Origin of the sequence: Pseudomonas triticicola, from assembly GCF_019145375.1 — a bacterium.
GTDB classification, from domain to species: Bacteria; Pseudomonadota; Gammaproteobacteria; order Pseudomonadales; family Pseudomonadaceae; genus Aquipseudomonas; species Aquipseudomonas triticicola.
On sequence record NZ_JAHSTX010000001.1, the window covers coordinates 2,481,804 to 2,506,167 of the forward strand.

A 24,364-nucleotide genomic window follows, 5' to 3' on the forward strand; every position below is an offset into this window, starting at 1 on the left:
TCCCTCGCCAGCCGCTCGTTGCCTGTTCAGGAAAAAAACAACTATCGCGAGGGAATCACCGTGGACCTGCAGAGCATTCTGGGCAAGTTGTTCGCCAACGCCGGCGCGGTCGGCATCGAGGGGGTTTTCCAGTTCATTTTCAGCGCGCAGCAGGCGTACTGGTACGACATCAAGACCAGCCAGCGCACGGAAATCGGGCGCCATCCAAGCCCGGACGTGACCATCGAAGTCGCGGAAAAGGACTTTTTGGGGATCATGGCCGGCGTGGTCAATGTCGAGGAACTGTTCGCCAGCGGTCGCCTGAAGATTGGCGGCAACATGGGCCTGGCGACGATGTTGCCGCAGATCATCGACCACGCCCGCCAGGGTGGCGGCACGGTGGCAAAGGTCGACATGAACAAGCGCTACCCGACGCCGCCACGCTTCAGCGAAAAGCTCACTGCCGCGCTGCCTCGCCAGACCAGCGTCGAACGTCGTGCGCGCGCCGAGTTGAGCCGGCACGAATTCGAAACTCGTTATTTGCCCAGCGGCATTCCGTTGGTGATCAGTAATGCCCTGCACGACTGGCCATTGTTCAGCCTGAGCCGCGAGGAATCGCTGGTGCATTTCGCCGAACTGCAAGGCATCACCCGCCATGGCGATTACGTGAAGAAGACCTTTTCCACCGAACGTGATTTCCGCTCGACCTCGATGGCCGAGTTCATTGCCTCGCTGGACAGCCCGGCGGTCAAAGGCGCGGATGGCGAGCCGCCGGCGTACATGGGCAACAACATCCTGCCGGCGCAGTTGTTGCAGCAGATCCAGTACCCGCCCTACTTCGACACGTCGTTGTTCATTCCGCCACGTATCTGGATCGGCCCCAAGGGCACGCTGACGCCGTTGCACCGCGATGACACCGACAACCTCTTCGCCCAGGTTTGGGGCCAGAAGAAATTCACCCTCGCCGCGCCGCATCACCGCGAAGCGCTGGGCACTTGGTCGACAGCGCCCAAGGGAGGCCTGGATGGCTGCGATTTCAACCCGGACGCGCCGGACTATGAACGTTTCCCGGCAGCGCGGGAGGTGACGTTTTTGCGGGTGACGCTGGAGGCTGGGGATCTGCTGTTTTTGCCAGAGGGCTGGTTCCATCAGGTGGAGTCGGTGTCGACTTCGCTGTCAGTCAACTTCTGGGTCGACTCAGGACGCGGCTGGTAACACCGCAAAATAACTGTGGGAGCGACCCTGCTCGCGAATGCGTCGTATCAGGTATGAAGATATTTACTGACACACCGCCTTCGCGAGCAGGCTCGCTCCCACAGTGGAATTTCATTTCAAGTGACGGAAACTTTGGAACGCTGAAATCAGCACCACCGCCCCCGCCGCAATCGCCAGCCAGAAGCCGCTGCGCGCGCCAAACGCATCCACCAGCGCGCCGGAACCGGCGGCACCGATCGCCACGCCGATGCTCAGCCCGGTCACCAGCCAGGTCAGGCCTTCGGTGAGTTTTGCAGGTGGCACGATGCGTTCGATCAGCGCCATCGCCACAATCAGCGTCGGTGAAAAGAACAGCCCGGCGATAAATACCGCGATTGACAAGCCAAGGATGTTGCTCGCCAAAAGCAGCGGCAGCGTGGTCACCGCCGTCGCCACGCCGCCGTAGAGAAACAGGCGCGGCAACGGCAGTTTCGAACGCATCGCACCGAAGGCGATGCCGGCCAGGCATGAGCCGATCGCGTACACCGACAAAACAATACTCGCCGCTGCCGGCTGCCCCTGATGTTGAGCGAAAGCGACGCTGACCACATCGATGACTCCGACGATCACGCCCATCGCCAGCATCAACGCCAGCAGCCATTGCACGTCGGTCGAGCGAATGATCGAGCCCTGATCCTGCGACTCCTGCGCGTGCACCGGTGGTTCGGTGCTGCGCTGGGCGACAAACGCCGTCACGCCGATGGCCAGGGCCAACAGCGCCGCCAGCGGCCCGGCCTCGGGAAACACCGCGACCGACAGGCCCACCGACAGCGGCGGCCCGACGATAAAACACACTTCGTCGAGCACCGACTCCAGCGCATACGCCGTCTGCAATTGCGGCTGGCCACGATAGATCTCGGTCCAGCGCGCCCGCACCATCGCCGACATGCTCGGCATGCACCCGGCCAGCGCGGCGAAGACGAACAACGTCCAGTCCGGCGCCTGCACACGCGTGCACAGCAGCAACATCAATAACCCGCCGCCACCGGTCAGCGCTGCGATCGGCAGCACCCGCCCCTGCCCGTAACGGTCCACCAACCGCGATACCTGCGGCGCGCAAAACGCCGTGGCCAAGGCAAACGTCGCCGCCACCGCACCCGCCAGCGCATAACCGCCACTCAACTGCGCAAGCATGGTGATCAGGCCGATGCCGGTCATGGAAATCGGCATGCGCGCCAGCATCCCGGCCAGCACAAACGCACGGGCACCGGGGGCGGTGAACAATTCGCGGTAGGGGTTTGCCATCGATTGCAGCCTCATCAGGGGCGGCCAAGTTGCCATAGCCTTGAATGCCGTGGAAGCGCGCAATTGTTAGCGGTCTGTGAAGGCCACTGATCTTTCCAGCGCTGAACGACGATGACCACTGGTCGAAAACCCACGCTGACCTGTCAGACCTGACAGGTGTGGTCCCTTGCCTTTTGCGCTTTGATGAGGCCTTGGATCTTCATGTGTCACCGTGAACCCTGCAAACGCACTCAGGAGCCTCGCCATGGACGAATCGTCAATGTTCGTCTCACCCGAAGCGGACAAAGTGCCCTGGGCCGTCCCCGCCCTGTATGGCCTGGCGCCCTTTCGCGACAACGCCGCGCTGGCAGACGAGGTGGATGATCGGCTGATGCCGTGGATCGAGCAGGTGGGGATTTTCCCGGGTCGGCAAGACAAAGTCCGCGCCATGGGTTTCGGTCGCTTCGCCATGCTGTGTCATACCGACACCGATGAGCCCGATCGGCTGTTGCTCGCGGCGCAATGTTTCGCCGCATTGTTCGCCGTGGACGACTACTACTGCGACGATGAGCGAACGGGGTCCGAACCCAGAATGGTCGGGCCGCGCCTTTCCCTGGCGCTGGCGGCGCTGGAACCGGTTTACCTGAGCGCACGGTTCCGCCCGGGGCTTGAGCAGGCCTTGAACAGCGATCCGGTGCTGGTCGCGCTGCGTGCCTATCTGAGGCGGGTCGAGACTTTCGCGACCGCGGCGCAGGTTGCCCGCGTTCGCCATGAAATCATTGCCATGTTCGTCACCATGACCGCCGAAGCGGCCTGGCGTATCGAAGGGCTCACGCCCGCGCTCTGGGAATATCTGGCTCAGCGTCAGATCAACAGTTTTCTGCCGTGTCTGTCGCTGATCGACATCATCGGCGGGTATGAATTGCCCGCCAACGAATACAGCGCACCTGAGGTGCGGCGCGTCACGGCGCTGGCCGCCAGCGCCACGATCATTGCCAATGATCTGTTTTCCGCGCTGAAGGAACAGCAGGCCGGTATCGGTGACTTCAACCTGCCTTTGTTGCTGATCCAGGAACAGGGCTGCTCCCCCGCGCAGGCCATGGCGCAAAGTGCTGCCGTTCACGATGACATCATGCATCTGTATGAGGCGGCAGAACGGGCGGTATTGCCGCACGCCTCGCAGCTACTCCAACGCTACCTGCGCGGACTCAAGAGCTGGCTGGCCGGCAACGTCGAATGGCATCGCAGCAGTGGCCGCTATCAGGTCTGAAGCTGCCAACTTTTCATGGTTGCAGATGAACTCTCGCCACAGGCCATCAGTCAGCTACTTAAGTCTCTGGAACCAAGGCGCGAATCGTCATGCAGATTTCCCTCGCTCATCAGGTGGCGCTGGTCACGGGCGCCAGCTCCGGCATCGGCCATGCCGCCGCCAAGGCACTCGCTGCGGCCGGCGCTGCGGTCGTGATCAACTACAACAGCAGCGCCGAACCCGCCGAAGAACTGGCTGCACAGATCAACGCCGAAGGCGGCAAGGCCCTCGCCATCGGCGCGGATGTTTCAAAAGAAGAAGATGTCGAGCGGCTGTTCGCCGAGACCGTCGAAGCCTTCGGCTCGCTGGATATTCTGGTGGCCAATTCCGGCCTGCAAAAAGACGCTGCCGCCGTGGACATGACGCTCGACGACTGGAACACGGTGATCGGCGTCAACCTCACCGGGCAGTTTCTCTGCGCGCGGGCGGCGTTGCGGATTTTCCAGCGTCAGGGCGTGCGCGAAGGCGTGTCGCGCGCGGCGGGCAAGATCATTCACATGAGCTCGGTGCACCAGCGCATTCCATGGGCCGGTCATGTCAATTACGCGGCGTCCAAGGGCGGCGTCGATCAGTTGATGCAGAGCCTCGCCCAAGAAGTCAGCCACCAGCGCATCCGTATCAACAGCATCGCGCCCGGTGCGATCAGCACGGCCATCAACACAGAAGCCACTGAAGGCGCGGCCGGCGAAAAACTTCTTGAGCTGATTCCCTACGGACGCATTGGCGATGTCGAGGATGTTGCCAACGCAGTGGTTTTCCTCGCTTCCGATGTGTCTGACTACATCGTCGGCACCACCCTGTTCATCGATGGCGGGATGAGCCTCTATCCGGAGTTTCTCGGCAATGGCTGAGCCTGAAGTGGAACAACAAAGTCCCATCGGTGCCCACGGCATTATCGGCGACATGCGCAGCGCCGCACTGGTCAACGACAAGGGCAGCGTGGATTTTTTCTGCTGGCCGGAGTTCGACAGCCCGACGATTTTCTGCTCGCTGCTCGACACCCCGCAAGCAGGGATTTTCCAGCTCGCGCCAGACTTGCCGGATGCGCGCCGCGAGCAAATTTACCTGCCCGACACCAACGTCTTGCAGACCCGTTGGCTGAGCGAACACGCAGTGGTGGAAATCACAGATCTGCTGCCCATCGGTGACGATGTCGACGCCCTGCCCCTGCTGATGCGCCGGGTGCGCGTGGTCAGCGGCTCGGCGACGTTCAACCTGCGTTGCGCGGTGCGCCACGACTATGGTCGCGCCGACACCCGGGCAGAGATGAACGCAAAGGACGTGACGTTCCACGCCGCTGGCCAGCCGTCGATACGCCTGGCTTCAGATCAGGCACTGCAAATCGATGCGCAAGCGGCCGTCGCGCAGTTCACCCTCGAGCACAATGAAACCGCCGCGTTCATGCTCGGCGGCAGCGACGATCCGCGTTTTGCCGAAGGCGCCGGCGAGTTGTGCATGGAGCGCACCCTCAAATACTGGCGTGGCTGGATCGGCCAATCCAACTATCGCGGGCGCTGGCGGGAAATCGTCAATCGCTCCGCCCTCGCCCTGAAACTGCTGACCTCGCGTCGCCACGGTGCGATCCTCGCCGCCGCCACCTTCGGCCTGCCGGAGACCCCCGGCGGCGAACGCAACTGGGATTACCGCTACACGTGGATCCGCGACGCTTCGTTCACCGTGTATGCGTTCATGCGCCTGGGCTTCGTCGATGAGGCCAACCATTACATGCAGTGGCTGCGTGGTCGGGTCAGCGATTGCTGCGGCAAACCGATGAAACTCAACATCCTCTATGCCATCGACGGCCAGCAGGAATTGCCGGAAACCGAACTCACGCACCTGTCCGGTCACGGCGGCGCGCAACCGGTGCGGATCGGCAATGGTGCCTACGATCAGGTCCAACTGGACATCTTCGGCGAGCTGATGGACGCGGTGTATCTGGTCAACAAGTACGGTGATGCGATTTCCCACGAAGGCTGGCGGCACGTCGGCGAAGTGGTCGATCAGGTCTGCGAGACGTGGCAGAGCGAAGATGTCGGCATCTGGGAAATGCGCGGTGAAACCCATCATTTCCTGCACTCGCGGCTGATGTGCTGGGTGGCGCTGGACCGCGCCATCCGTCTGGCTTCCAAGCGTTCGCTGCCGGCGCCGTTCGCCCGTTGGGATAACACCCGGCAAGCGATCTACACCGACATCTGGGACAACTTCTGGAACGAAGAACGCGGGCATTTCGTCCAGTACAAGGGCGGCACCGCACTGGATGGCTCGATGCTGCTGATGCCGCTGGTGCGCTTCGTCAGCGCCAAGGATCCGCGCTGGCTGTCGACTCTGGAAGCAATCGAAAAAACCCTGGTGCGTGACGGCATGGTCTATCGCTATCGCAACGAAGACGCCAACATCGATGGCCTCAGCGGCACCGAAGGCGCGTTCGCCGCGTGCTCGTTCTGGTATGTCGAATGCCTGGCCCGCGCCGGCCAGGTGGAAAAAGCCCATCTGGAGTTCGAGCAATTGCTGCGATATGCCAACCCGCTTGGGCTGTACGCCGAAGAGTTCGACAGCCATGGCCGCCACCTGGGCAACACGCCGCAAGCGCTGACGCATCTGGCGTTGATCAGTGCGGCGAGTTTTCTCGATCGAAAATTGAGTGGCGAAAAGAGCTCCTGGCAGCCCTAGCGCTGACCGTTTTTTCGCCAGCGCTTGTCAGACCGATCTCTGATCGACAGGTATGTTTCCACAACGGGCCTGCATGCCAGACAACTGGCTCAGGCCCATATTCATGGTGAAACCTGCGCAGCGGTGACCCGCAGTCCGTTCGCAGATACAGAGTGTCTGAATACGATTCAAACGGAGTGGTTCGTCATGATCGAGAGCGTTCTTACCCCAACCCTGACCATTGCCTACGAACAGCACGGTCCGAACAACGGCGCCCCGGTGATTCTGCTCCACGGCTTCCCCTATTCCCCGCGCACCTTCGACGAGGTCGCCCCGGCGCTGGCCGCGCGAGGCTACCGCGTCATCGTGCCGTACTTGCGCGGTTACGGGCCGACCCGGTTCAACAGTGCGCAAACCCTGCGCTCCGGCCAGCAAGCTGCGATGGCGCAGGACTTGCTCGATCTGATGGATGCGCTGGGTATCGAACAGGCCATGCTTTGCGGGTATGACTGGGGCGGTCGAGCGGCGTGTATTGTCGCGGCGTTGTTTCCGGCGCGAGTGCGCGGGCTGGTCAGCGGCGACGGCTACCTCGTGCAGGACATCGCCCATGCGAACCAGCCGTTGGACCCCGAAGACGAGCATCGGCTCTGGTATCAGTACTACTTCCACACGCCGCGTGGCGCCGAGGGCCTTAAGCAGAATCGCCGGGAGTTGTGTCAGTTGCTCTGGCGGCTGTGGTCGCCGACATGGTCGCGAAAGGACGAACGCTACGCGCTGACCGCTGGCGCTTTTGATACTCCAGATTTTGTCGACGTGGTGATTCATTCCTATCGGCATCGCTTCGGCTACGCCCCGGGCGATCCAGCCCTGGAGTGGATGGAAGAAGCGCTGGCCACACAACCGATGATCAGCGTGCCGAGCATTTCGCTGTGCGGTGGCGATGATGGCGTCGGCCCGCCTGCGGCGGTTGATGAAGATGCCGAGCATTTCAGCGGCTTTTATGAGCGCCGCGTGCTGGCGGGTGTCGGCCACAACATTCCCGAAGAAGCGCCGCAGGAAACCCTCAAGGCAATACTGGATCTGCTGCAACGCTGACCGAAAACCGCTCGCGATAAGCCTGCGGTGTCACGCCGATGGCACGGAGAAAACTGCGCCGCAACGTCTCTTCGCTGCCAAAGCCGCAATTGGCAGCGATGCGTTTCACCGGCAGGCCGGTATCGCTGAGCAGTCGGCGGGCGGTTTCGACGCGGATCAATTCGATCGCCCGCGCCGGGGTCTGGCCGGTGTCGGCGCGGTAGTGGCGGATAAAGCTGCGTTCGCTCATGCCGGCCTGTTCGGCGAGGGTCGGGATGCCGAGGTCGCAGGTCAGGTTTTCAGCAATCCAGGCGTGCAGTTCATCGAAGCGGTTGCCCTGTTGTTGCAGCGCCAGCGTCACGCTGAACTGCGACTGTCCGCCCGGGCGTTTCAGGAAGACGACCAAGTGCCGGGCGACGTCGAGGGCGATATCGCGGCCGAGGTCTTCTTCGACCATGGCCAACGCCAGATCGATACCGGCCGTGACCCCGGCGGAAGTCCATACCGGGCCGTCGTTGATGAAAATCGGATTGGCTTCCACGTGCAGATTGGGATGTTGCGCGGCCAGTTGCTCGCAGCGCGTCCAGTGGGTGACCACGCGGCGACCATCGAGCCAGCCGCTGGCCGCGAGTAGAAAGGCCCCGGTGCATACCGAAGCCACGCGCCGGCAATGAGTGCCGTGCTCGCGCACCCAATCGACCAGTTGCTGGTCTTCGGCGGCGGGATAAATGCCCCAGCCACCGGCGATGATCAGGGTGTCGCTGGGCGTTTGCGGCAACGGTTCGGCCAGCACCGCCAGGCCCGCCGACGACATCACCGCCCCGCCGCCGCTGGCGATCACGCTCGGCGCATAGGGCGTCGGCAAACCACGCTGGCGGGCCAGATCGTTGGCCGAGGCGAACACCTGCAACGGCCCGGTGACATCAAGAATCTGCATATTGGCAAACGCGAGGACGTGAATGGCTTTAGGCATTTGGCGTAATTCGTGGGGTGATTGGCGTATGCGCCAGAACCTACGCGCCTACAGTGCAGTCGTCCACTTCTTTCAACGGAGCAAGAACGATGACGCTGCAGATCGGTTTTCTGTTATTCCCGCAGGTTCAGCAACTCGACCTGACCGGCCCTTACGACGTACTCGCCTCGTTGCCCGGCGTGCAGGTGCACCTGATCTGGAAGGACCTGATGCCGGTGACGGCCAGCACCGGCCTGCTGCTGAAACCGACTACGACCTTTGAGGATTGCCCGGATCTGGACGTAATCTGCGTGCCCGGCGGCAGTGGCGTCGGACCGCTGATGGAAGATCAGCAGACGCTGGATTTCATCAAACGCCAGGCCGCGCAGGCACGTTACGTGACCTCGGTGTGCACCGGCTCGCTGGTGCTCGGCGCGGCGGGTCTGTTGCAGGGCAAGCGCGCGACCACGCATTGGGCGTATCACCAGTTGCTGCCGACCCTGGGCGCGGTTGCGGTGAAGGATCGGGTGGTACGCGACGGCAATCTGTTTACCGGTGGCGGAATCACCGCTGGCATCGATTTCGCCTTGGTGCTGGCAGCGGAACTGGTCGATGCCGATACGGCGCAACTGGTGCAGTTGCAATTGGAATATGCCCCGGCACCGCCGTTCAACGCTGGGAGCCCGGACGTGGCGCCGAGCGCGGTGGTCGATGAGGCGCGGTTGCGCGCGGCGCCTTCGTTGAAGTTGCGTACGGAGATTACCGAGCGCGCGGCGGCCAAACTGGGCCTGCGCTGATCTTCAGCCGAATGCAAAACCTGTGGGAGCGAGCCTGCTCGCTCCCACATTTGATTTGTGTCTGGCATCACTGCCACACCTTCACTTGTCCCACCTCCCTCGCCCGTGTAGAAAGCCCCTTCCAGAAATCTCGCACAAGGACTTTCGATGAAGGCGCTGCCCTGGCTCTATCTCGCGCTGCTCGGCCTCGGTTACGGATTGGCCCTGAGCTACGGCCAGCTCGGTTGGCTGGCGTTGATCTCCGTGGGGCTTTTGCTGTTCGCCGCGTTCGCCGTGCGTCAGCAAGAGGTGCCGGTCGCGCGTTGGCTCGGCCATGGCCTGTTCATCGTTTTGGCGGTGGCACTGGCGCTGCACTGGCTGCCGGGTTTCGCCAACGGCCGGGTGATCAATCCGCAACGTTTCACTGACAACGCCGTGCCGTTCGCGATGTACCTCAATCTCGACAAACCGTTGGTGGGCTTCTGGCTGCTGTTGGTTTGTCCGTGGATCGTCGCGCGGCGTTCGTTGCGCCTGACGGTCTATGCCACCGCCCTCGCCCTGACGCTGTGCGCGATTCTCGCCCTCGGCGGCGCATTGTTGCTCGGCGTAATCGCCTGGGCGCCGAAGTGGCCGGATCAGGCCTGGCTGTGGGTGCTGAACAATCTGCTGCTGGTGACGCTGGTCGAGGAAGCCCTGTTTCGCGGCTATATACAGGGCGGACTCAGCCGTCGCCTCAAGCACCTGCCCTACGGCGACAACCTCGCGCTGCTGTTGGCCTCGCTGCTGTTTGGTCTGGTGCATGCCGGTGCTGGCTGGACCTGGGTGTTGCTGGCGGGACTGGCCGGGGTCGGCTATGGTCTGGCCTACCGTTTCGGCGGACTGGGCGCGGCGATCGCCACCCATTTCGGCCTGAACCTGTTGCACTTCGGCCTGTTCACCTATCCGATGCTGGCCAGTTGACGCAAGCGCGGTTTTGCGACGGCGTACTTAAATCTGAAAAAAAACTTCAATAAAAACCTGTCGGCGCCGACAACCATTCAAAGCCTTGCGGATTGAAAAACCATGCGTAACAACCAGCCCATTACACAACGCGAGCGGACCTTTCCAGCTCAGCAACGGTTGATTTCCACCACCGATGCCAAGGGCGTGATCACCTACTGCAACGACGACTTTGTCGAGATCAGCGGGTTTTCGCGGGAGGAACTGATCCGGGCGCCGCACAATCTGGTCCGTCACCCTGACGTGCCGTCGGCGGTGTTCTCGCACATGTGGGGCACACTGAAACAAGGCTTGCCATGGATGGGCATCGTCAAGAATCGCTGCAAATCCGGTGACCACTATTGGGTCAACGCCTATGTAACACCGGTGTTCGACGGCAATCAGGTGATCGGTTACGAGTCGGTGCGCGTCAAGCCCACCGCCGAACAGATCCGCCGCGCCGAAGCGCTCTACCAACGCATCAACCAGGGCAAGTCGGCGATTCCTTCGACGGACAAATGGCTGCCGCTACTGCAGGACTGGCTGCCGTTCATTCTGGTCAGCCAGCTGAGCTTCATGATCGGCGCGACGCTGAACTCGCATTGGGGCTTCGCCCTCGCCGCCGGTCTCTCGGTGCCGCTGGGCCTGATGGGCCTGCAATGGCAGCAACGCGGGCTCAAGCGCCTGCTGCGCCTGGCCGAACAGACCACCTCCGACCCGCTGATCGCGCAGATGTACACCGACAGCCGTGGCGCGCAGGCGCGTCTGGAAATGTCGATCCTCAGCCAGGAAGCACGCCTGAAAACCTGCCTGACCCGCTTGCAGGACACCGCCGAGCACCTGACCGATCAGGCCAAGCAGTCCGACGCCCTGGCGCACAACAGCTCGACCGGCCTGGAACGCCAGCGCGTGGAAACCGAACAGGTCGCCACCGCCGTCAACCAGATGGCCGCCACCACCCAGGAAGTCGCCAGCCACGTACAGCGCACCGCTGACGCCACCCAGGAAGCCAACCGCCTGACCGGCCGCGGCCGCGACATCGCCGGCGAAACCCGCGAAGCGATCCAGCGCCTGTCGGTGGTCGTCGGCGAAACCGGCCTGACCGTGACGCAACTGGCCAAGGACAGCGACGAAATCGGCGGCGTGGTCGACGTGATCAAAGGCATCGCCGACCAGACCAACCTCCTCGCCCTCAACGCCGCCATCGAGGCTGCGCGTGCCGGCGAAATGGGCCGAGGTTTTGCGGTCGTGGCTGACGAAGTCCGTCAACTGGCGCAACGCACCAGCGAATCCACCGGGCAGATCCATGCCCTGATCGCCAAGTTGCAACAGACCGCCTCCAGCGCCGTGCAGACCATGGAAGCCGGCCATCGCCAGGCCGAAGAAGGCGTGGCGCGGGTCCTGGAAGCGGATCAGGCACTGGTCGGCATCAGCGAAGCGGTGGCCAACATCACCGACATGACAACGCAGATCGCCGCCGCGACCGAAGAGCAAAGTGCCGTGGCTGAAGAGATCAGCCGCAACATCAGCAATATCTCGGAACTGGCGGATCAGACGTCCGAGCAAGCGCATAACTCGGCGTTGTTGAGTGAAGAGCTGACGAAGACGGCCAACACGCAGTATTCGTTGGTGGCGCGGTTTAACCGCTGATTGAACTGGTGACAAAAAAAACCCGGAAAGCGAGAGCCTCCGGGTTTTTGTTGCTTGCCTGAAAGTGATGGCACTTGGCAGACCGCTTTCTCGAGCAAGCTCGCTCACATATTGGAACTGCTTGGGACCACAGTTTGTGTCCGACGACAATCCCTGTGGGAGCGAGCCTGCTCGCGAAGAGCCTTCTATGCCGACGTCGATCTCACTCAAGCAAAACAGATACTGCCTACAACTGCGCCAGAACGAGCCGACTGGTGCTCGCTGAGGCTAGGTTCTATCGTTTGCCGGTCGCTACTCAGTCACGCATACCGGCCAGCATGAATACAACCCCCGCCCGAAAACCCGCTAAACCGAAAGTTCGAGATGAGCTGACATTCCTTGATGTTCGGCAAGCCGCACGTGATGGGCAGAAAGTGTTCGATACATTTGTGATCACTGGCTGGCTTCCCATTACCGGTAAATCAAAAAGATCGCCGCCTTCGGCAGCTCCTGCTCGGTCACTGTAGGAGCCGCCGAAGGCTGCGATCTTTTGATCCTGGAAGCCCGGACCGCGAAAGCTGTCCGGGCTTTTTGTTCTTGATCTGAAATTTTGGTGTTTGGCAAGCCGCCATCGCGAGCAGGCTCACTCCTACACTGGATCTGCGGTGACCACAGATTAGATGCCAGACACCAATCCTCTGTGGGAGCGAGCCTGCTCGCGAAGAGGCCATTACAGCCAGCGAACTTATTGAGGCAACTTCAGCTTATCCAACAGTCGATTGACCAACAGTTCGTTCAGCATGATCACCTGTTGCAGCGCCAGCAGTGGTTTGCGTTCCGGGCCGCCTATTGAGTTGGCGATGTTACCGGCCATGGCATGGGCGTAGGAAAGCGACTCGCAGGCTTCGACCAACAGGGTTTCGTCATCCAGCGTGGGGTCGACAACATAAACCGGGCGATATTTTGGCGAACTTGGCGGAGCTGCCAGGTCTTCAGGTTTGAGGTAGTAATCGAGGGCGCGGTCGGTGGCTTCCTGGATTTTTTGCGGGTCGAGTGCGCGGTCGTGGGAGGGTGGCGGGTTGGGGGTGACTTTGAACATGATGAAACTCCTATTGCAGATTCAAGGAGCCATCACCTTCGCTACCAAACGAGGGTGGCGGCCATACGCGGGTTGGTAGACCGGCTGCAATAGGAACCCGGCGCCCGCGAACGAGCCCCACGCATGACCACCATATAAACCGAGCCCCCAAAAAAAGGACGGTCTGAAGGCGTAGACATACGGCCATTACAGACGGGCTACCAAACCCGATCACTGCTTTTTGTCAGTGACCGAGAAACGATATAGCCAACCTCATAGCGCGTAAGCCGGCGGATTCTGGCGTAGGCGTAGGCAATGGCGCAAGGAGTTGTAGCCGGGATGGCGTAACGGGTCGTGTAGTTTAAACGTGGGTATTTGATGATGTTTAATGCAGGGACTGCTTCTGACAGGCTTGTAGTTTGATGTCGTCTGGAAGAACGCCTTCGCGAGCAGGCTCGCTCCCACATTTGGACCGAGTACGTCAGTGAGGAATTGGTCGGCTTATAGGTCGCCATCGCTGGTAAGCCAGCCCACATGGATTTGGTCCAAACGGTAGAGATTGGTCGACTGGAAGACCGCCATCGCGAGCAGGCTCGCTCCCACAAAAGCAAAAAGCAAAGCAGCGCAGCTGCCCGCGGCGAAGCCGCCCCACTCAACAATGAGCGCAAGCTCGAGTGCTTTTGATCTTGATCCACCGGCGACGTCGGAAGGCTGAGTGGAGGGATTGATCCGGGCGTGGGAGCGCAGCGACCGTCTGGCGCAGCCAGACACAGCGGAAGGAGGTGCAGCGAAGCAAACCGTAGCCGCTGCGCCCGGATCAGTCCCGGAGCGAAGGGACCCGAGCCTGCGAGGGCCGAACGTAGGAGCAAGCCTTTTGGGTTACCTTTTTGGCGTTTGAAAAAGGTGACCCGCCGTAAGGGCGGAACCCTAAGCAGCCGTTACCGCAGCAACGGATATGCCCCCAAGAGCAAGATCAACAGCTACCCCAACCCTCTCCCCCAAGGGGGCGAGGGGGAAAGGGAGCCGATCTCCATGGAAACCAGAATCTCGGTTAACCCTTGAGAAACTCGGATACTTTCTGCGCGGCGCTGGCCAAATGCTGTTCATGCGTAAACCCAGAAACCTTCAGCGGCTTCAAATCATGATCCCCCGCCACTAACCAAAACACCTCAATCCCCGGCGCTAACGAATACCCCTCAACCGCCTCGCGATTCCCCAGAGCATCCCGCTCCCCCTGCACAATCAACGCTCGCGTGCGCAACGAAGCCAAATGCTCAACCCGAGGCTTCTCCGGCTTCCCCACCGCATAAAACGGATACCCCAGACACACCAACGCATCCACCCCCAACTCATCCGCCACCAGACTCGCCATCCGCCCGCCCATCGACTTGCCGCCAACCGCCAAAACCCCAGCGACATGACGCCGCACAAGCGCAAACACCTCCCGCCAGCAATCCAACAGTTTCGGCGCAGGATTCGGCGGCCGCTTCACCCCATCCACCCGCCGCTGCGCCATATACGGAAACTCAAACCGCAACACGTTGACCCCAAGCCCGGCAAGGCGCCCAGCCATGTCGTTCATCCACTCGCTATCCATCGGCGCCCCCGCACCGTGGGCCAGAATCAGCGTTGCCGAAGCCTCACCAACAGCGGCATCCCAAAGCCATCCATGATCGAGCACACACTGCGCCCATTGATCCCCGTCAATACTGGCCTTGTGCTGTTTGTCCATGCTTGCCTCGCTTTTAGTCTGCCTATAACTCCAGGCGAAGGATTCGCGCTGTTTGCGCGCTCACTTCGGCTGAACCGTGGATGGGGAACCATGAACACTTCTATCAGTACCGCCTACAACTACAAGGTGGTCCGCCAATTCGCCATTATGACGGTGGTGTGGGGCATCGTCGGCATGGGCCTCGGGGTTTTTCTCGCGGCGCAATTGGTCTGGCCGGAACTCAACTTCAATTTGCCCTGGACCAGTTTCGGCCGTCTGCGCCCGCTGCACACCAACGCGGTGATCTTCGCCTTTGGTGGCTGCGCGCTGTTCGCCAGCTCTTTCTATTCGGTGCAACGCACCTGCCAGACGCAATTGTTCGCGCCGCAAATCGCCGCGTTCTGCTTCTGGGGCTGGCAATTGGTGATCCTGTTGGCGGCGATCAGCCTGCCGTTGGGTTACACCAGCTCCAAGGAATACGCCGAGCTGGAATGGCCGATTGACATCCTGATCACCATCGTCTGGGTCGCCTACGCGATCGTGTTCTTCGGCACGATCATGCAGCGCAAGACCAAGCACATCTATGTGGGCAACTGGTTCTTCGGCGCGTTCATCATCACCGTGGCGATCCTGCACATCGTCAACAACCTCGAGTTGCCGGTGAGTTTCACCAAGTCCTACTCGGTGTACGCCGGTGCAACCGACGCCATGGTGCAGTGGTGGTACGGCCACAACGCTGTGGGCTTTTTCCTCACCGCCGGCTTCCTCGGCATGATGTATTACTTCGTGCCGAAACAGGCCGAGCGTCCGGTGTATTCGTATCGCCTGTCGATCGTGCACTTCTGGGCCTTGATCACCCTGTACATCTGGGCCGGCCCGCACCACTTGCACTACACCGCGCTGCCGGACTGGGCACAGTCGCTGGGCATGGTGATGTCGCTGATCCTGCTGGCACCGAGCTGGGGCGGCATGATCAACGGCATGATGACCCTTTCGGGCGCGTGGCATAAGTTGCGCAGCGACCCGATCCTGCGCTTTCTCGTGGTGTCGCTGGCGTTCTACGGCATGTCGACCTTCGAAGGGCCGATGATGGCGATCAAAACGGTAAACGCCCTCTCCCACTACACCGACTGGACCATCGGCCACGTTCACGCCGGTGCACTCGGCTGGGTGGCGATGATCTCGATCGGCGCGCTGTACCACATGATCCCGAAAATCTTCGGCAAAGCGCAGATGCATAGCGTCGGTTTGATCAACGCGCACTTCTGGCTCGCAACCATCGGCACCGTGCTCTATATAGCCTCGATGTGGGTCAACGGCATCGCCCAGGGCCTGATGTGGCGCGCGGTCAACGAGGACGGCACGCTGACTTACTCCTTCGTCGAAACCCTGGTGGCCAGCCATCCGGGCTTTGTCGTGCGGCTGATCGGCGGGGCGATTTTCTTAAGCGGCATGTTCCTGATGGCTTACAACACCTGGCGCACCGTGCGGGCCTCGCATCCTGCCGACGTCGTCGCTGCCGCGCAGATGGCCTGAGGAGTCCGCCATGAAACACGAAACGATTGAAAAGAACGTCGGCCTGCTGATGCTGCTGATGGTGTTCGCCGTGAGCATCGGCGGCCTGACCCAGATCGTCCCGCTGTTCTTCCAGGACGTCACCAACAAACCGGTGGAAGGCATGAAGCCCTACACCGCGCTGCAACTGGAAGGTCGCGACATCTACATCCGCGAAGGCTGCGTCGGCTGCCACTCGCAAATGATCCGCCCGTTCCGCGCCGAAACCGAGCGCTACGGGCACTACTCGGTTGCGGGCGAAAGCGTTTGGGATCACCCCTTCCTGTGGGGCTCGAAACGTACCGGTCCGGATCTGGCCCGGGTCGGCGCGCGTTACTCGGATGACTGGCACCGCGCGCACTTGTACAACCCGCGCAACGTTGTGCCGGAGTCGAAGATGCCGGCCTATCCGTGGCTGGTCACCCAAGCGGTCGACAGCAGCCACACCGAAACCAAGCTGAAAACCATGCGCACCCTCGGCGTGCCGTATACCGACGACGACATCAGCGGCGCGGTCGCCAGCCTCAAGGGCAAGACCGAAATGGACGCCCTCGTTTCCTACCTGCAAGTGCTCGGCACTGCGATCAAGAGCAAGAGGTGAGCCATGGTCATTGAAATGAGTGCAGGCCTGATCCGCGGCCTCGGCACGGTCGTGGTGTTCGTCGCCTTCGTCGGGTTGACCTTGTGGGTATTCAACCGCAAGCGCACGCCGGAATTCGCCGAAGCACGCCTGCTGCCGTTCGCCGACGAACCACTACCCGAAACAATTTCAGCCCCTGAAACAAGGAGTACCCGGCCATGACCACCTTCTGGAGTACGTGGATCTGCGTACTGACCATTGGCAGCCTGATCGGCCTGACCTGGCTGCTGATCGGCACCCGTCGGGGCGAGACCAAGGGCAGCGTCGACCAGACCATGGGCCACAGCTTCGACGGCATCGAGGAGTACGACAACCCGCTGCCGCAGTGGTGGTTCATGCTGTTCGCCGGCACGCTGGTGTTCTCGGTGGGCTATCTGGTTCTGTACCCGGGCCTGGGCAACTGGAAAGGCATCCTGCCCGGTTACGAGGATGGCTGGACCGGCGTGCACGAGTGGGAAAAGGAAATGAACAAGGCCGACGCCCGGTTCGGGCCGATCTTCGCCAAATTCGCAGCGATGCCCCTGGAAGAAGTGGCCAAGGATCCGCAGGCGCTGAAAATGGGCGGTCGTCTGTTCGCCTCCAATTGCTCGGTATGCCACGGCTCGGATGCCAAGGGCGCGTTCGGCTTCCCTAACCTTGCTGACAGCGACTGGCGCTGGGGCGGCGATGCCGAGACGATTAAAACCACCATCATGGGTGGGCGGATGGCGGCGATGCCGGCCTGGGGCGAAGTGCTCGGTGAGGCTGGGGTGAAAAACGTTGCCGCGTATGTGCGCCACGAACTGGCCGGCCTGCCGCTACCCGCCGACAGCAAGGCGGATCTGCAAGCCGGGCAGCAGGCGTTCAGCACCACTTGCGTTGCCTGTCATGGCGCCACCGGCCAGGGCACTGCGGCGATGGGCGCGCCAAACCTGACCCATCCGGCCGGCTTCATTTATGGCACCAGCCTGACCCAACTGGAACAGACCATTCGCCATGGTCGTCAGGGGCATATGCCAGCGCAGAACGAATTGCTGGGCAACGATAAAGTGCAATTGCTTGCCGCTTATGTGTACAGCCTTTCGAAAAATGATGAGCAATTGACCGGCAAGCTTCAAGCTGAAAGCTCCAAGTAAAAGCAACATCCATGTATACAACTCTGCGGGCGACTTGTACCCACTTGTCGCTTGCAGCTTGCAGCTCGTAGCTGCTTCTTTTTGTCGCACCCCTCACGCCCTCTCCTTTCGGAACCCCGGATTCGGGTCTACGCTTCATCGAAGCGGACCGGCTGAAGTCGGTTTCCAGATCAATCCCGAACGATGCGCGCCGTGAACCGGCTGATGGATTCGCCGCAAACGCAGGTAGATAACGGCTGTTGCGCCGATTGCCCTCAATCCCCCGATCACGACCTGTGAACGGGCACCGTTGACGGCGATCCGGATTGCGAGCTTTTTTGCGCCCACTGCGACATTTTGTCAGAGGCCATTTTTGACCCTACGCGGCGCATGGAAAGGCCGCAGAATCAGCGTTGGAAAGCATTGACCCAGGTCATGGCGCGTTGCAATGACCCCCTGCTTTATACATACTTGCGGCCGATTTTATCCCTATAAAAATACCCAAACCGTGGAACCTTAGAATGAGCACAGCAATCAGTCCGACTGCTTATAACTATAAGGTAGTCCGCCAGTTCGCCATCATGACGGTGGTCTGGGGGATCCTTGGCATGGGGCTCGGTGTCTTCATTGCCTCGCAACTGGTCTGGCCGGAATTGAACTTCGGTCTGCCGTGGACGAGCTTTGGACGCCTGCGCCCGTTGCACACAAACCTGGTGATTTTCGCCTTCGGCGGTTGTGCACTGTTTGCCACTTCCTACTATGTCGTGCAGCGAACCTGCCAGACGCGACTGATTTCCGACAGCCTCGCGGCCTTCACCTTCTGGGGCTGGCAAGCGGTCATCGTCGGCGCCATCATCACCTTGCCGCTGGGTTACACCACCACCAAGGAATACGCCGAGCTGGAATGGCCGATCGCAATTCTGCTGGCCATTGTCTGGGTCACTTACGGTCTGGTGTTCTTCGGCACCATCACCAAGCGCAAAACCAAGCACATCTACGTTGGTAACTGGTTCTACGGCGCGTTCATCGTGGTCACCGCGATGCTGCACATCGTCAACCACATGTCGCTGCCGGTCAGCCTGTTCAAGTCGTATTCGGCCTACTCCGGTGCCACTGACGCGATGATCCAGTGGTGGTACGGCCACAACGCGGTGGGTTTCTTCCTGACCACCGGTTTCCTCGGGATGATGTATTACTTCGTGCCGAAACAGGCCGAACGCCCGATCTACTCCTATCGTCTGTCGATCGTGCACTTCTGGGCGCTGATCACCCTCTACATCTGGGCCGGCCCGCACCACCTGCACTACACCGCCCTGCCGGACTGGGCACAATCGCTGGGCATGGCGATGTCGATCATCCTCCTGGCGCCAAGCTGGGGCGGCATGATCAACGGCATGATGACCCTGTCGGGCGCCTGGCATAAGTTGCGCACCGACCCGATCCTGCGCTTCCTCGTGGTGTCGCTGGCGTTCTACGGCATGTCGACCTTCGAAGGGCCGATGATGGCGATCAAGACCGTCAACTCGCTCTCGCACTACACCGACTGGACCATCGGCCACGTACACGCCGGCGCCCTCGGTTGGGTAGCGATGATCTCGATCGGCGCGATCTACCACATGATCCCGAAACTGTTCGGCCGGGCGCAGATGCACAGCACCGGGCTGATCAACGCGCACTTCTGGCTTGCGACCATCGGTACCGTGCTCTACATCGCGTCGATGTGGGTCAATGGCATCACCCAGGGCCTGATGTGGCGTGCAATCAACGATGACGGCACCCTCACCTACTCGTTCGTCGAAGCGCTGCAGGCCAGCCACCCGGGCTTCATCGTCCGTGCGCTGGGCGGTGCTTTCTTTGCCAGCGGCATGCTGCTGATGGCTTACAACGTGTACCGCACCGTTCGTGCGTCGAATCCGGTTGAAGCCGAAGCCGCCGCCAAGATTGCCGTTGTTGGAGCTCACTGATGAAGCATGAAGCTGTCGAGAAGAATATTGGCCTGCTGGCCTTCTTCATGGTCATCGCCGTCAGCGTCGGTGGTCTGACCCAAATCGTTCCGCTGTTCTTCCAGGACGTCACCAACAAGCCGGTCGAGGGCATGAAGCCGCGCTCGGCGCTGGAACTGGAAGGCCGCGACGTGTACATCGCCAACGGTTGTGTCGGCTGCCACTCGCAGATGATCCGCCCGTTCCGCGCTGAAACCGAACGCTATGGCCACTATTCGGTTGCCGGTGAAAGCGTCTGGGATCACCCGTTCCTGTGGGGTTCCAAACGTACCGGTCCGGACCTGGCCCGTGTGGGCGGTCGTTACTCCGATGACTGGCAACGTGCGCACTTGTACAACCCGCGCAACGTGGTCCCCGAGTCGAAAATGCCGGCTTACCCGTTCCTCGTGGAAAACAAGCTCGACGGCAAGGAAACCGCGAAAAAAATGGAAGTCTTGCGCACCCTCGGCGTGCCTTACACCGACGAAGACATCGCCGGTGCACAGGATGCCGTGAAGGGCAAAACCGAAATGGACGCGCTGGTGGCCTATCTGCAAGGCCTGGGCACCATCATCAAAAGCAAACGGTGAATCTGATGGATATCGGGATGATTCGAGGCCTGGGCACCGTGGTCGTGATGGTGGCCTTCATCGGTCTGGCCTTGTGGGTGTTCAGCCCCAAGCGCAAGTCGGAATTCGACGACGCGACCATGCTGCCTTTTGCCGATGATCCCGAAGCCGTCAAGCACGTCGAGCAAGCTTCTAGGAGTAACAAAGAATGACTACGTTCTGGAGTCTGTACGTCACAGTCCTCAGTCTCGGTACGATCTTCGCCCTGACCTGGCTGCTGCTGTCGACCCGCAAGGGCCAGCGCAGCGAACAGACGGACGAGACGGTCGGCCACTCCTTCGACGGGATCGAGGAGTACGACAACCCGCTGCCGAAATGGTGGTTCATGCTGTTCGTCGGCACCATCATTTTTGCCCTGGGTTATCTGGTGCTGTACCCGGGCCTGGGCAACTGGAAAGGTCTGCTGCCGGGCTACAACTATCTGGATACCGAGAAGCAGACCGCGTTCGCCAACGGCCAGACCGGCTGGACCGGCGTCCACGAGTGGGAAAAGGAAATGGCCCGTTCGGACGCTCGCTTCGGTCCGATTTTCGCCAAGTTCGCGGCGATGCCGATCGAAGAAGTCGCCAAGGATCCGCAAGCACTGAAGATGGGCGGCCGTCTGTTCGCGTCCAACTGCTCGGTGTGCCACGGTTCCGACGCCAAGGGCGCCTATGGCTTCCCCAACCTGACCGACGCCGACTGGCGCTGGGGCGGTGAGCCGGAAACCATCAAGACCACCATCATGGGCGGCCGCCACGCGGTGATGCCGGCGTGGGCGGAAGTGATCGGTGAGCAAGGCGTGGCCGATGTGGCTGCTTACGTGGTGACCAATCTCGACGGCCGTAAATTGCCGGAAGGCACCAAGGCCGACCCGGCCAACGGCCAGAAACTCTTCGCCGCCAACTGCGTGGCTTGCCACGGCCCTGCCGGTAAAGGCACCCCGGCCATGGGCGCGCCTGACCTGACACACCCGGGCGCATTCATCTACGGCTCGAGCTTCGCGCAACTGCAGCAGACCATCCGTTACGGTCGTCAGGGCCAGATGCCTGCGCAGGAACAACTGCAGGGCAATGACAAGGTGCACCTGCTGGCGGCGTATGTTTACAGCCTGTCCCATGGTGAAAAAGCGCCGGAGGCGAAGGCTGAGTAAGACCAACGCCTGAAGCATAAAAGGCCCCGCCAATGAGATTGGCGGGGCCTTTTTTATGGGGGCATTTACGCTTTGAGACGTTTTGTTGATAGACCCGTCCTGACGTGCCCCGGTAGGTTTTCCTCAGCCCGATGAGCCACATCGGGATCTATATTCAGGATGAAGCCGACATGCACGAAAGCACACCATCAAAACTCTTCCAACCCTGTTTCGATATTCAAGTCTCGCCCACAAAAACGCCGGCGCAGCCCAACAATACATTTGCGCAAAACGTCTCGGACAATTCAGGTAACGGTGGCGGTCTGGACAGTCTGGGCGGCGGCAGATTGCCCGGACCCGGGAGACGCAGGGCTCCCCCCTTGGGAACGGTGAGTTAGCCACCCCAGCAAAACCGTCCATACTCAACAAGTCAATTGATCTGCGTCAGGCTTTTGCGCAATCGCTACACCATCCGCATTTTTTACCCAACGCGACCAAAGGTCGCACCCTTGAGCCAGAGCGGCAGGCGTATCATCGCGCTACTGCAACAGCCTTTTTGACCTCGGTCGGCACGTATCGACCGAGGCATTTTTCCACTGCCGTGGGATGCAATGATGAGCAATCAGATTCCGGTACACGACGTCACGCCGCCGAGCAAGAACGCGAACAACAGCGTCGACCTTTATGCCTCACGAGAAAAAATCTACACCCGTGCCTTCACCGGCTTGTTCCGCAATCTGCGGATGCTCGGCGGTGCGGCGTTGTTTCTGCTGTATTTCGGCACGGTGTGGCTGAACTGGGGCGGTCACCAGGCAGTGTGGTGGAACCTGCCGGAGCGCAAGTTCTTCATTTTCGGCGCGACCTTCTGGCCACAGGATTTCATCCTGCTCTCGGGGCTGTTGATCATTGCCGCGTTCGGCCTGTTCTTCATCACGGTCTACGCCGGGCGCGTCTGGTGCGGTTATACCTGCCCGCAGAGCGTGTGGACGTGGATTTTCATGTGGTGCGAAAAGGTCACCGAAGGCGACCGCAACCAACGCATCAAGCTCGACAAGGCGCCGATGAGCGCCAACAAATTCCTGCGAAAACTGGCCAAGCACTCGCTGTGGCTGCTGATCGGTTTTGTCACCGGCATGACCTTTGTCGGCTACTTCTCGCCGATCCGCGAACTGGTCATCGAGTTCTTCACCGGCCAGGCCGATGGCTGGTCGTATTTCTGGGTCGGTTTTTTCACCCTCGCCACGTACGGCAATGCCGGCTGGTTGCGTGAGCAGGTGTGCATCTACATGTGCCCGTATGCTCGCTTCCAGAGCGTGATGTTCGACAAGGACACGCTGATCGTTTCCTACGACCCGCGCCGTGGCGAAAGCCGTGGGCCGCGCAAGAAAGGCATCGATTACAAGGCGCTGGGGCTGGGTGATTGCATTGACTGCACGATGTGCGTGCAGGTCTGCCCGACCGGCATCGACATCCGCGATGGCCTGCAGATCGAGTGCATCGGCTGCGCTGCGTGCATTGATGCCTGCGACAGCATCATGGACAAGATGGATTACCCGCGCGGGCTGATCAGCTACACCACCGAACACAACCTCTCCGGGCAGAAAACCCATAAACTGCGACCGCGCCTGATCGGCTATGCCGTGGTGCTGCTGGCGATGATCAGCCTGTTGGTCGCTGCGTTCTTCATGCGTTCGCTGGTCGGTTTCGACGTCAGCAAAGACCGCGTGCTGTACCGCGAAAACGCTGAAGGCCGGATCGAAAACGTCTACAGCCTGAAGATCATGAACAAGGATCAGCGCGACCACACTTACCTGCTGCAAGCCGAGGGTCTGCCGGACCTGCGCCTGCAAGGCAAGCGCGAGATCAAGGTGGCCGCCGGCGATATAGTCAGCATGCCGGTCGAGTTGTCCAGCGCACCGGAACAACTGCCATCGAGCACCAACGAGGTGAAATTCATCCTCAAGGACGCCGATGACAACAGCGTCCACGTTGAAGCCAAGAGCCGATTCATCGGCCCACAAATCCGTTGAGAGAATTTTGAACATGCCCGCTGCAAACGCCGCAAGTCCCTGGTACAAGCACCTCTGGCCGTGGATCATCATCGCGATTCTGGCCTGCTCGGTGGCCTTGACCCTGTCCATGGTGACCATCGCGGTGAACAACCCGGACAATCTGGTCAACGACAACTATTACGAAGCAGGCAAAGGCATCAACCGTTCACTGGATCGCGAGCTGCTGGCGCAAACCCTGAAGCTGCGTGCAGCGGTGCATCTGGATGATGTGACCGGTGAAGTCGATCTGCGCTTGAACGGTGACAGCCAGCCGCAAACCCTGGAACTGAACCTGATCTCGCCGACCCAGCCGGAGAAGGATCGCAGGATCGTGCTGACCCGCAGCGCAAGCGAAAGCGGGCGCTACATCGGCCAGTTGAGCGACAAGGTCGAAGGGCGACGGTTTGTCGAGTTGCTTGGCAGCCAGGACGAGCATGTGTGGCGCATGTTTGAAGAAGAACTGGTCAGCCATGACAAAGAGCTGCTGCTGGGAGACGAGCCATTGCAGGGTGCGGAAGATCTGAAGAAGTGAATCAAAATCAAGAGCCCCCTCACCCTAGCCCTCTCCCGGAGGGAGAGGGGACTGATCTCGGTTGCCTGGAAGCGGGGCGTATGACAGTGACAATGTCAGCGACTGAAGCCGCTCTTCAGGCTCACACCGATCGGCTCCCTCTCCCTCCGGGAGAGGGC

22 protein-coding genes are annotated in these 24,364 nt (G+C 60.8%); 18 read left to right on the forward strand and 4 right to left on the reverse strand.

Features of this window, described 5'->3' with window-relative positions:
* The first annotated feature begins 60 nt into the window (after positions 1-60).
* Complete coding sequence (locus KVG85_RS11025) at positions 61-1,194, forward strand: cupin-like domain-containing protein (protein WP_217863871.1); 1,134 nt, start codon at positions 61-63, stop codon at positions 1,192-1,194.
* A 111-nt stretch (positions 1,195-1,305) separates the two neighbouring features.
* On the opposite strand, the gene KVG85_RS11030 is transcribed toward KVG85_RS11025, so the two are convergent.
* Positions 1,306-2,478 (reverse strand): MFS transporter, encoded by a 1,173-nt coding sequence (locus tag KVG85_RS11030; RefSeq protein ID WP_217863872.1) that lies wholly within the window; start codon positions 2,476-2,478, stop codon positions 1,306-1,308.
* A 244-nt stretch (positions 2,479-2,722) separates the two neighbouring features.
* Between KVG85_RS11030 and KVG85_RS11035 the strand changes: the two genes are divergently transcribed.
* The 4 genes from KVG85_RS11035 (at position 2,723) to KVG85_RS11050 (ending at position 7,510) form a co-directional block, all read left to right on the forward strand.
* Positions 2,723-3,727, forward strand: a complete 1,005-nt coding sequence (locus KVG85_RS11035) for a family 2 encapsulin nanocompartment cargo protein terpene cyclase (protein ID WP_110647023.1) — start codon at positions 2,723-2,725, stop codon at positions 3,725-3,727.
* A gap of 89 nt (positions 3,728-3,816) precedes the next feature.
* Positions 3,817-4,617 (forward strand): glucose 1-dehydrogenase, encoded by an 801-nt coding sequence (locus KVG85_RS11040; RefSeq protein WP_217863873.1) that lies wholly within the window; start codon positions 3,817-3,819, stop codon positions 4,615-4,617.
* Positions 4,610-6,436 (forward strand): glycoside hydrolase family 15 protein, encoded by a 1,827-nt coding sequence (locus KVG85_RS11045; RefSeq protein WP_217863874.1) that lies wholly within the window; start codon positions 4,610-4,612, stop codon positions 6,434-6,436. The genes KVG85_RS11040 and KVG85_RS11045 overlap by 8 nt, the downstream gene beginning before the upstream one ends.
* Positions 6,437-6,622: 186 nt before the next feature.
* Complete coding sequence (locus KVG85_RS11050) at positions 6,623-7,510, forward strand: alpha/beta fold hydrolase (RefSeq protein WP_217863875.1); 888 nt, start codon at positions 6,623-6,625, stop codon at positions 7,508-7,510.
* Here KVG85_RS11050 and KVG85_RS11055 read toward each other — a convergent pair.
* Complete coding sequence (locus tag KVG85_RS11055) at positions 7,479-8,462, reverse strand: GlxA family transcriptional regulator (protein WP_122506491.1); 984 nt, start codon at positions 8,460-8,462, stop codon at positions 7,479-7,481. The genes KVG85_RS11050 and KVG85_RS11055 overlap by 32 nt on opposite strands.
* An 89-nt stretch (positions 8,463-8,551) precedes the next feature.
* Between KVG85_RS11055 and inhA the strand changes: the two genes are divergently transcribed.
* The 3 genes from inhA to KVG85_RS11070 all read left to right on the forward strand — a co-directional run bounded on the left by inhA (position 8,552) and on the right by KVG85_RS11070 (position 11,845).
* On the forward strand, positions 8,552-9,238 hold the full coding sequence (inhA, locus tag KVG85_RS11060; protein ID WP_217863876.1) for an isonitrile hydratase: 687 nt from the start codon (positions 8,552-8,554) through the stop codon (positions 9,236-9,238).
* 147 nt (positions 9,239-9,385) lie between these two features.
* Positions 9,386-10,177 carry a CPBP family intramembrane glutamic endopeptidase gene (locus tag KVG85_RS11065; RefSeq protein WP_122506493.1) on the forward strand — a complete coding sequence of 264 codons (792 nt, stop codon included), beginning with the start codon at positions 9,386-9,388 and terminating at the stop codon, positions 10,175-10,177.
* A gap of 102 nt (positions 10,178-10,279) precedes the next feature.
* Positions 10,280-11,845 (forward strand): methyl-accepting chemotaxis protein, encoded by a 1,566-nt coding sequence (locus KVG85_RS11070; protein WP_217863877.1) that lies wholly within the window; start codon positions 10,280-10,282, stop codon positions 11,843-11,845.
* Positions 11,846-12,569: 724 nt separating this feature from the next.
* On the opposite strand, the gene KVG85_RS11075 is transcribed toward KVG85_RS11070, so the two are convergent.
* Entirely contained in the window at positions 12,570-12,923 is a 354-nt protein-coding gene (locus KVG85_RS11075; RefSeq protein WP_024012339.1) for a DUF6124 family protein, read from the reverse strand.
* A gap of 1,030 nt (positions 12,924-13,953) precedes the next feature.
* A complete protein-coding gene (locus KVG85_RS11080; RefSeq protein ID WP_217863878.1) occupies positions 13,954-14,634 on the reverse strand; it encodes an alpha/beta family hydrolase in 681 nt (226 codons plus the stop codon).
* A gap of 90 nt (positions 14,635-14,724) precedes the next feature.
* Between KVG85_RS11080 and ccoN (KVG85_RS11085) the strand changes: the two genes are divergently transcribed.
* The 10 genes from ccoN (KVG85_RS11085) (at position 14,725) to KVG85_RS11130 (ending at position 24,206) form a co-directional block, all read left to right on the forward strand.
* Positions 14,725-16,149, forward strand: coding sequence for a cytochrome-c oxidase, cbb3-type subunit I (ccoN, locus tag KVG85_RS11085; protein WP_217863879.1), 1,425 nt, complete (start codon positions 14,725-14,727; stop codon positions 16,147-16,149).
* 10 nt (positions 16,150-16,159) lie between these two features.
* Entirely contained in the window at positions 16,160-16,768 is a 609-nt protein-coding gene (ccoO, locus tag KVG85_RS11090) for a cytochrome-c oxidase, cbb3-type subunit II (protein WP_003223389.1), read from the forward strand.
* 3 nt (positions 16,769-16,771) lie between these two features.
* Positions 16,772-16,969, forward strand: coding sequence for a cbb3-type cytochrome oxidase subunit 3 (locus KVG85_RS11095; RefSeq protein WP_016773878.1), 198 nt, complete (start codon positions 16,772-16,774; stop codon positions 16,967-16,969).
* The gene (ccoP, locus tag KVG85_RS11100) at positions 16,966-17,922 is read left to right on the forward strand and encodes a cytochrome-c oxidase, cbb3-type subunit III (RefSeq protein ID WP_217863880.1); all 957 of its coding nucleotides are present in this window, start codon (positions 16,966-16,968) and stop codon (positions 17,920-17,922) included. Before KVG85_RS11095 ends, ccoP (KVG85_RS11100) begins: the two co-directional genes overlap by 4 nt.
* A gap of 500 nt (positions 17,923-18,422) precedes the next feature.
* Complete coding sequence (ccoN, locus tag KVG85_RS11105; RefSeq protein ID WP_217863881.1) at positions 18,423-19,865, forward strand: cytochrome-c oxidase, cbb3-type subunit I; 1,443 nt, start codon at positions 18,423-18,425, stop codon at positions 19,863-19,865.
* Complete coding sequence (gene ccoO, locus KVG85_RS11110; protein ID WP_007917161.1) at positions 19,865-20,473, forward strand: cytochrome-c oxidase, cbb3-type subunit II; 609 nt, start codon at positions 19,865-19,867, stop codon at positions 20,471-20,473. The genes ccoN (KVG85_RS11105) and ccoO (KVG85_RS11110) overlap by 1 nt, the downstream gene beginning before the upstream one ends.
* 5 nt (positions 20,474-20,478) lie before the next feature.
* Positions 20,479-20,664 carry a cbb3-type cytochrome oxidase subunit 3 gene (locus tag KVG85_RS11115; protein WP_122705775.1) on the forward strand — a complete coding sequence of 62 codons (186 nt, stop codon included), beginning with the start codon at positions 20,479-20,481 and terminating at the stop codon, positions 20,662-20,664.
* Positions 20,661-21,644, forward strand: a complete 984-nt coding sequence (ccoP, locus tag KVG85_RS11120; protein WP_071171608.1) for a cytochrome-c oxidase, cbb3-type subunit III — start codon at positions 20,661-20,663, stop codon at positions 21,642-21,644. The genes KVG85_RS11115 and ccoP (KVG85_RS11120) overlap by 4 nt, the downstream gene beginning before the upstream one ends.
* Before the next feature lie 593 nt (positions 21,645-22,237).
* Complete coding sequence (gene ccoG, locus KVG85_RS11125; protein ID WP_041479087.1) at positions 22,238-23,653, forward strand: cytochrome c oxidase accessory protein CcoG; 1,416 nt, start codon at positions 22,238-22,240, stop codon at positions 23,651-23,653.
* Positions 23,654-23,666: 13 nt separating this feature from the next.
* Positions 23,667-24,206, forward strand: a complete 540-nt coding sequence (locus KVG85_RS11130; protein ID WP_217863882.1) for a FixH family protein — start codon at positions 23,667-23,669, stop codon at positions 24,204-24,206.
* Positions 24,207-24,364: the final 158 nt, after the last annotated feature.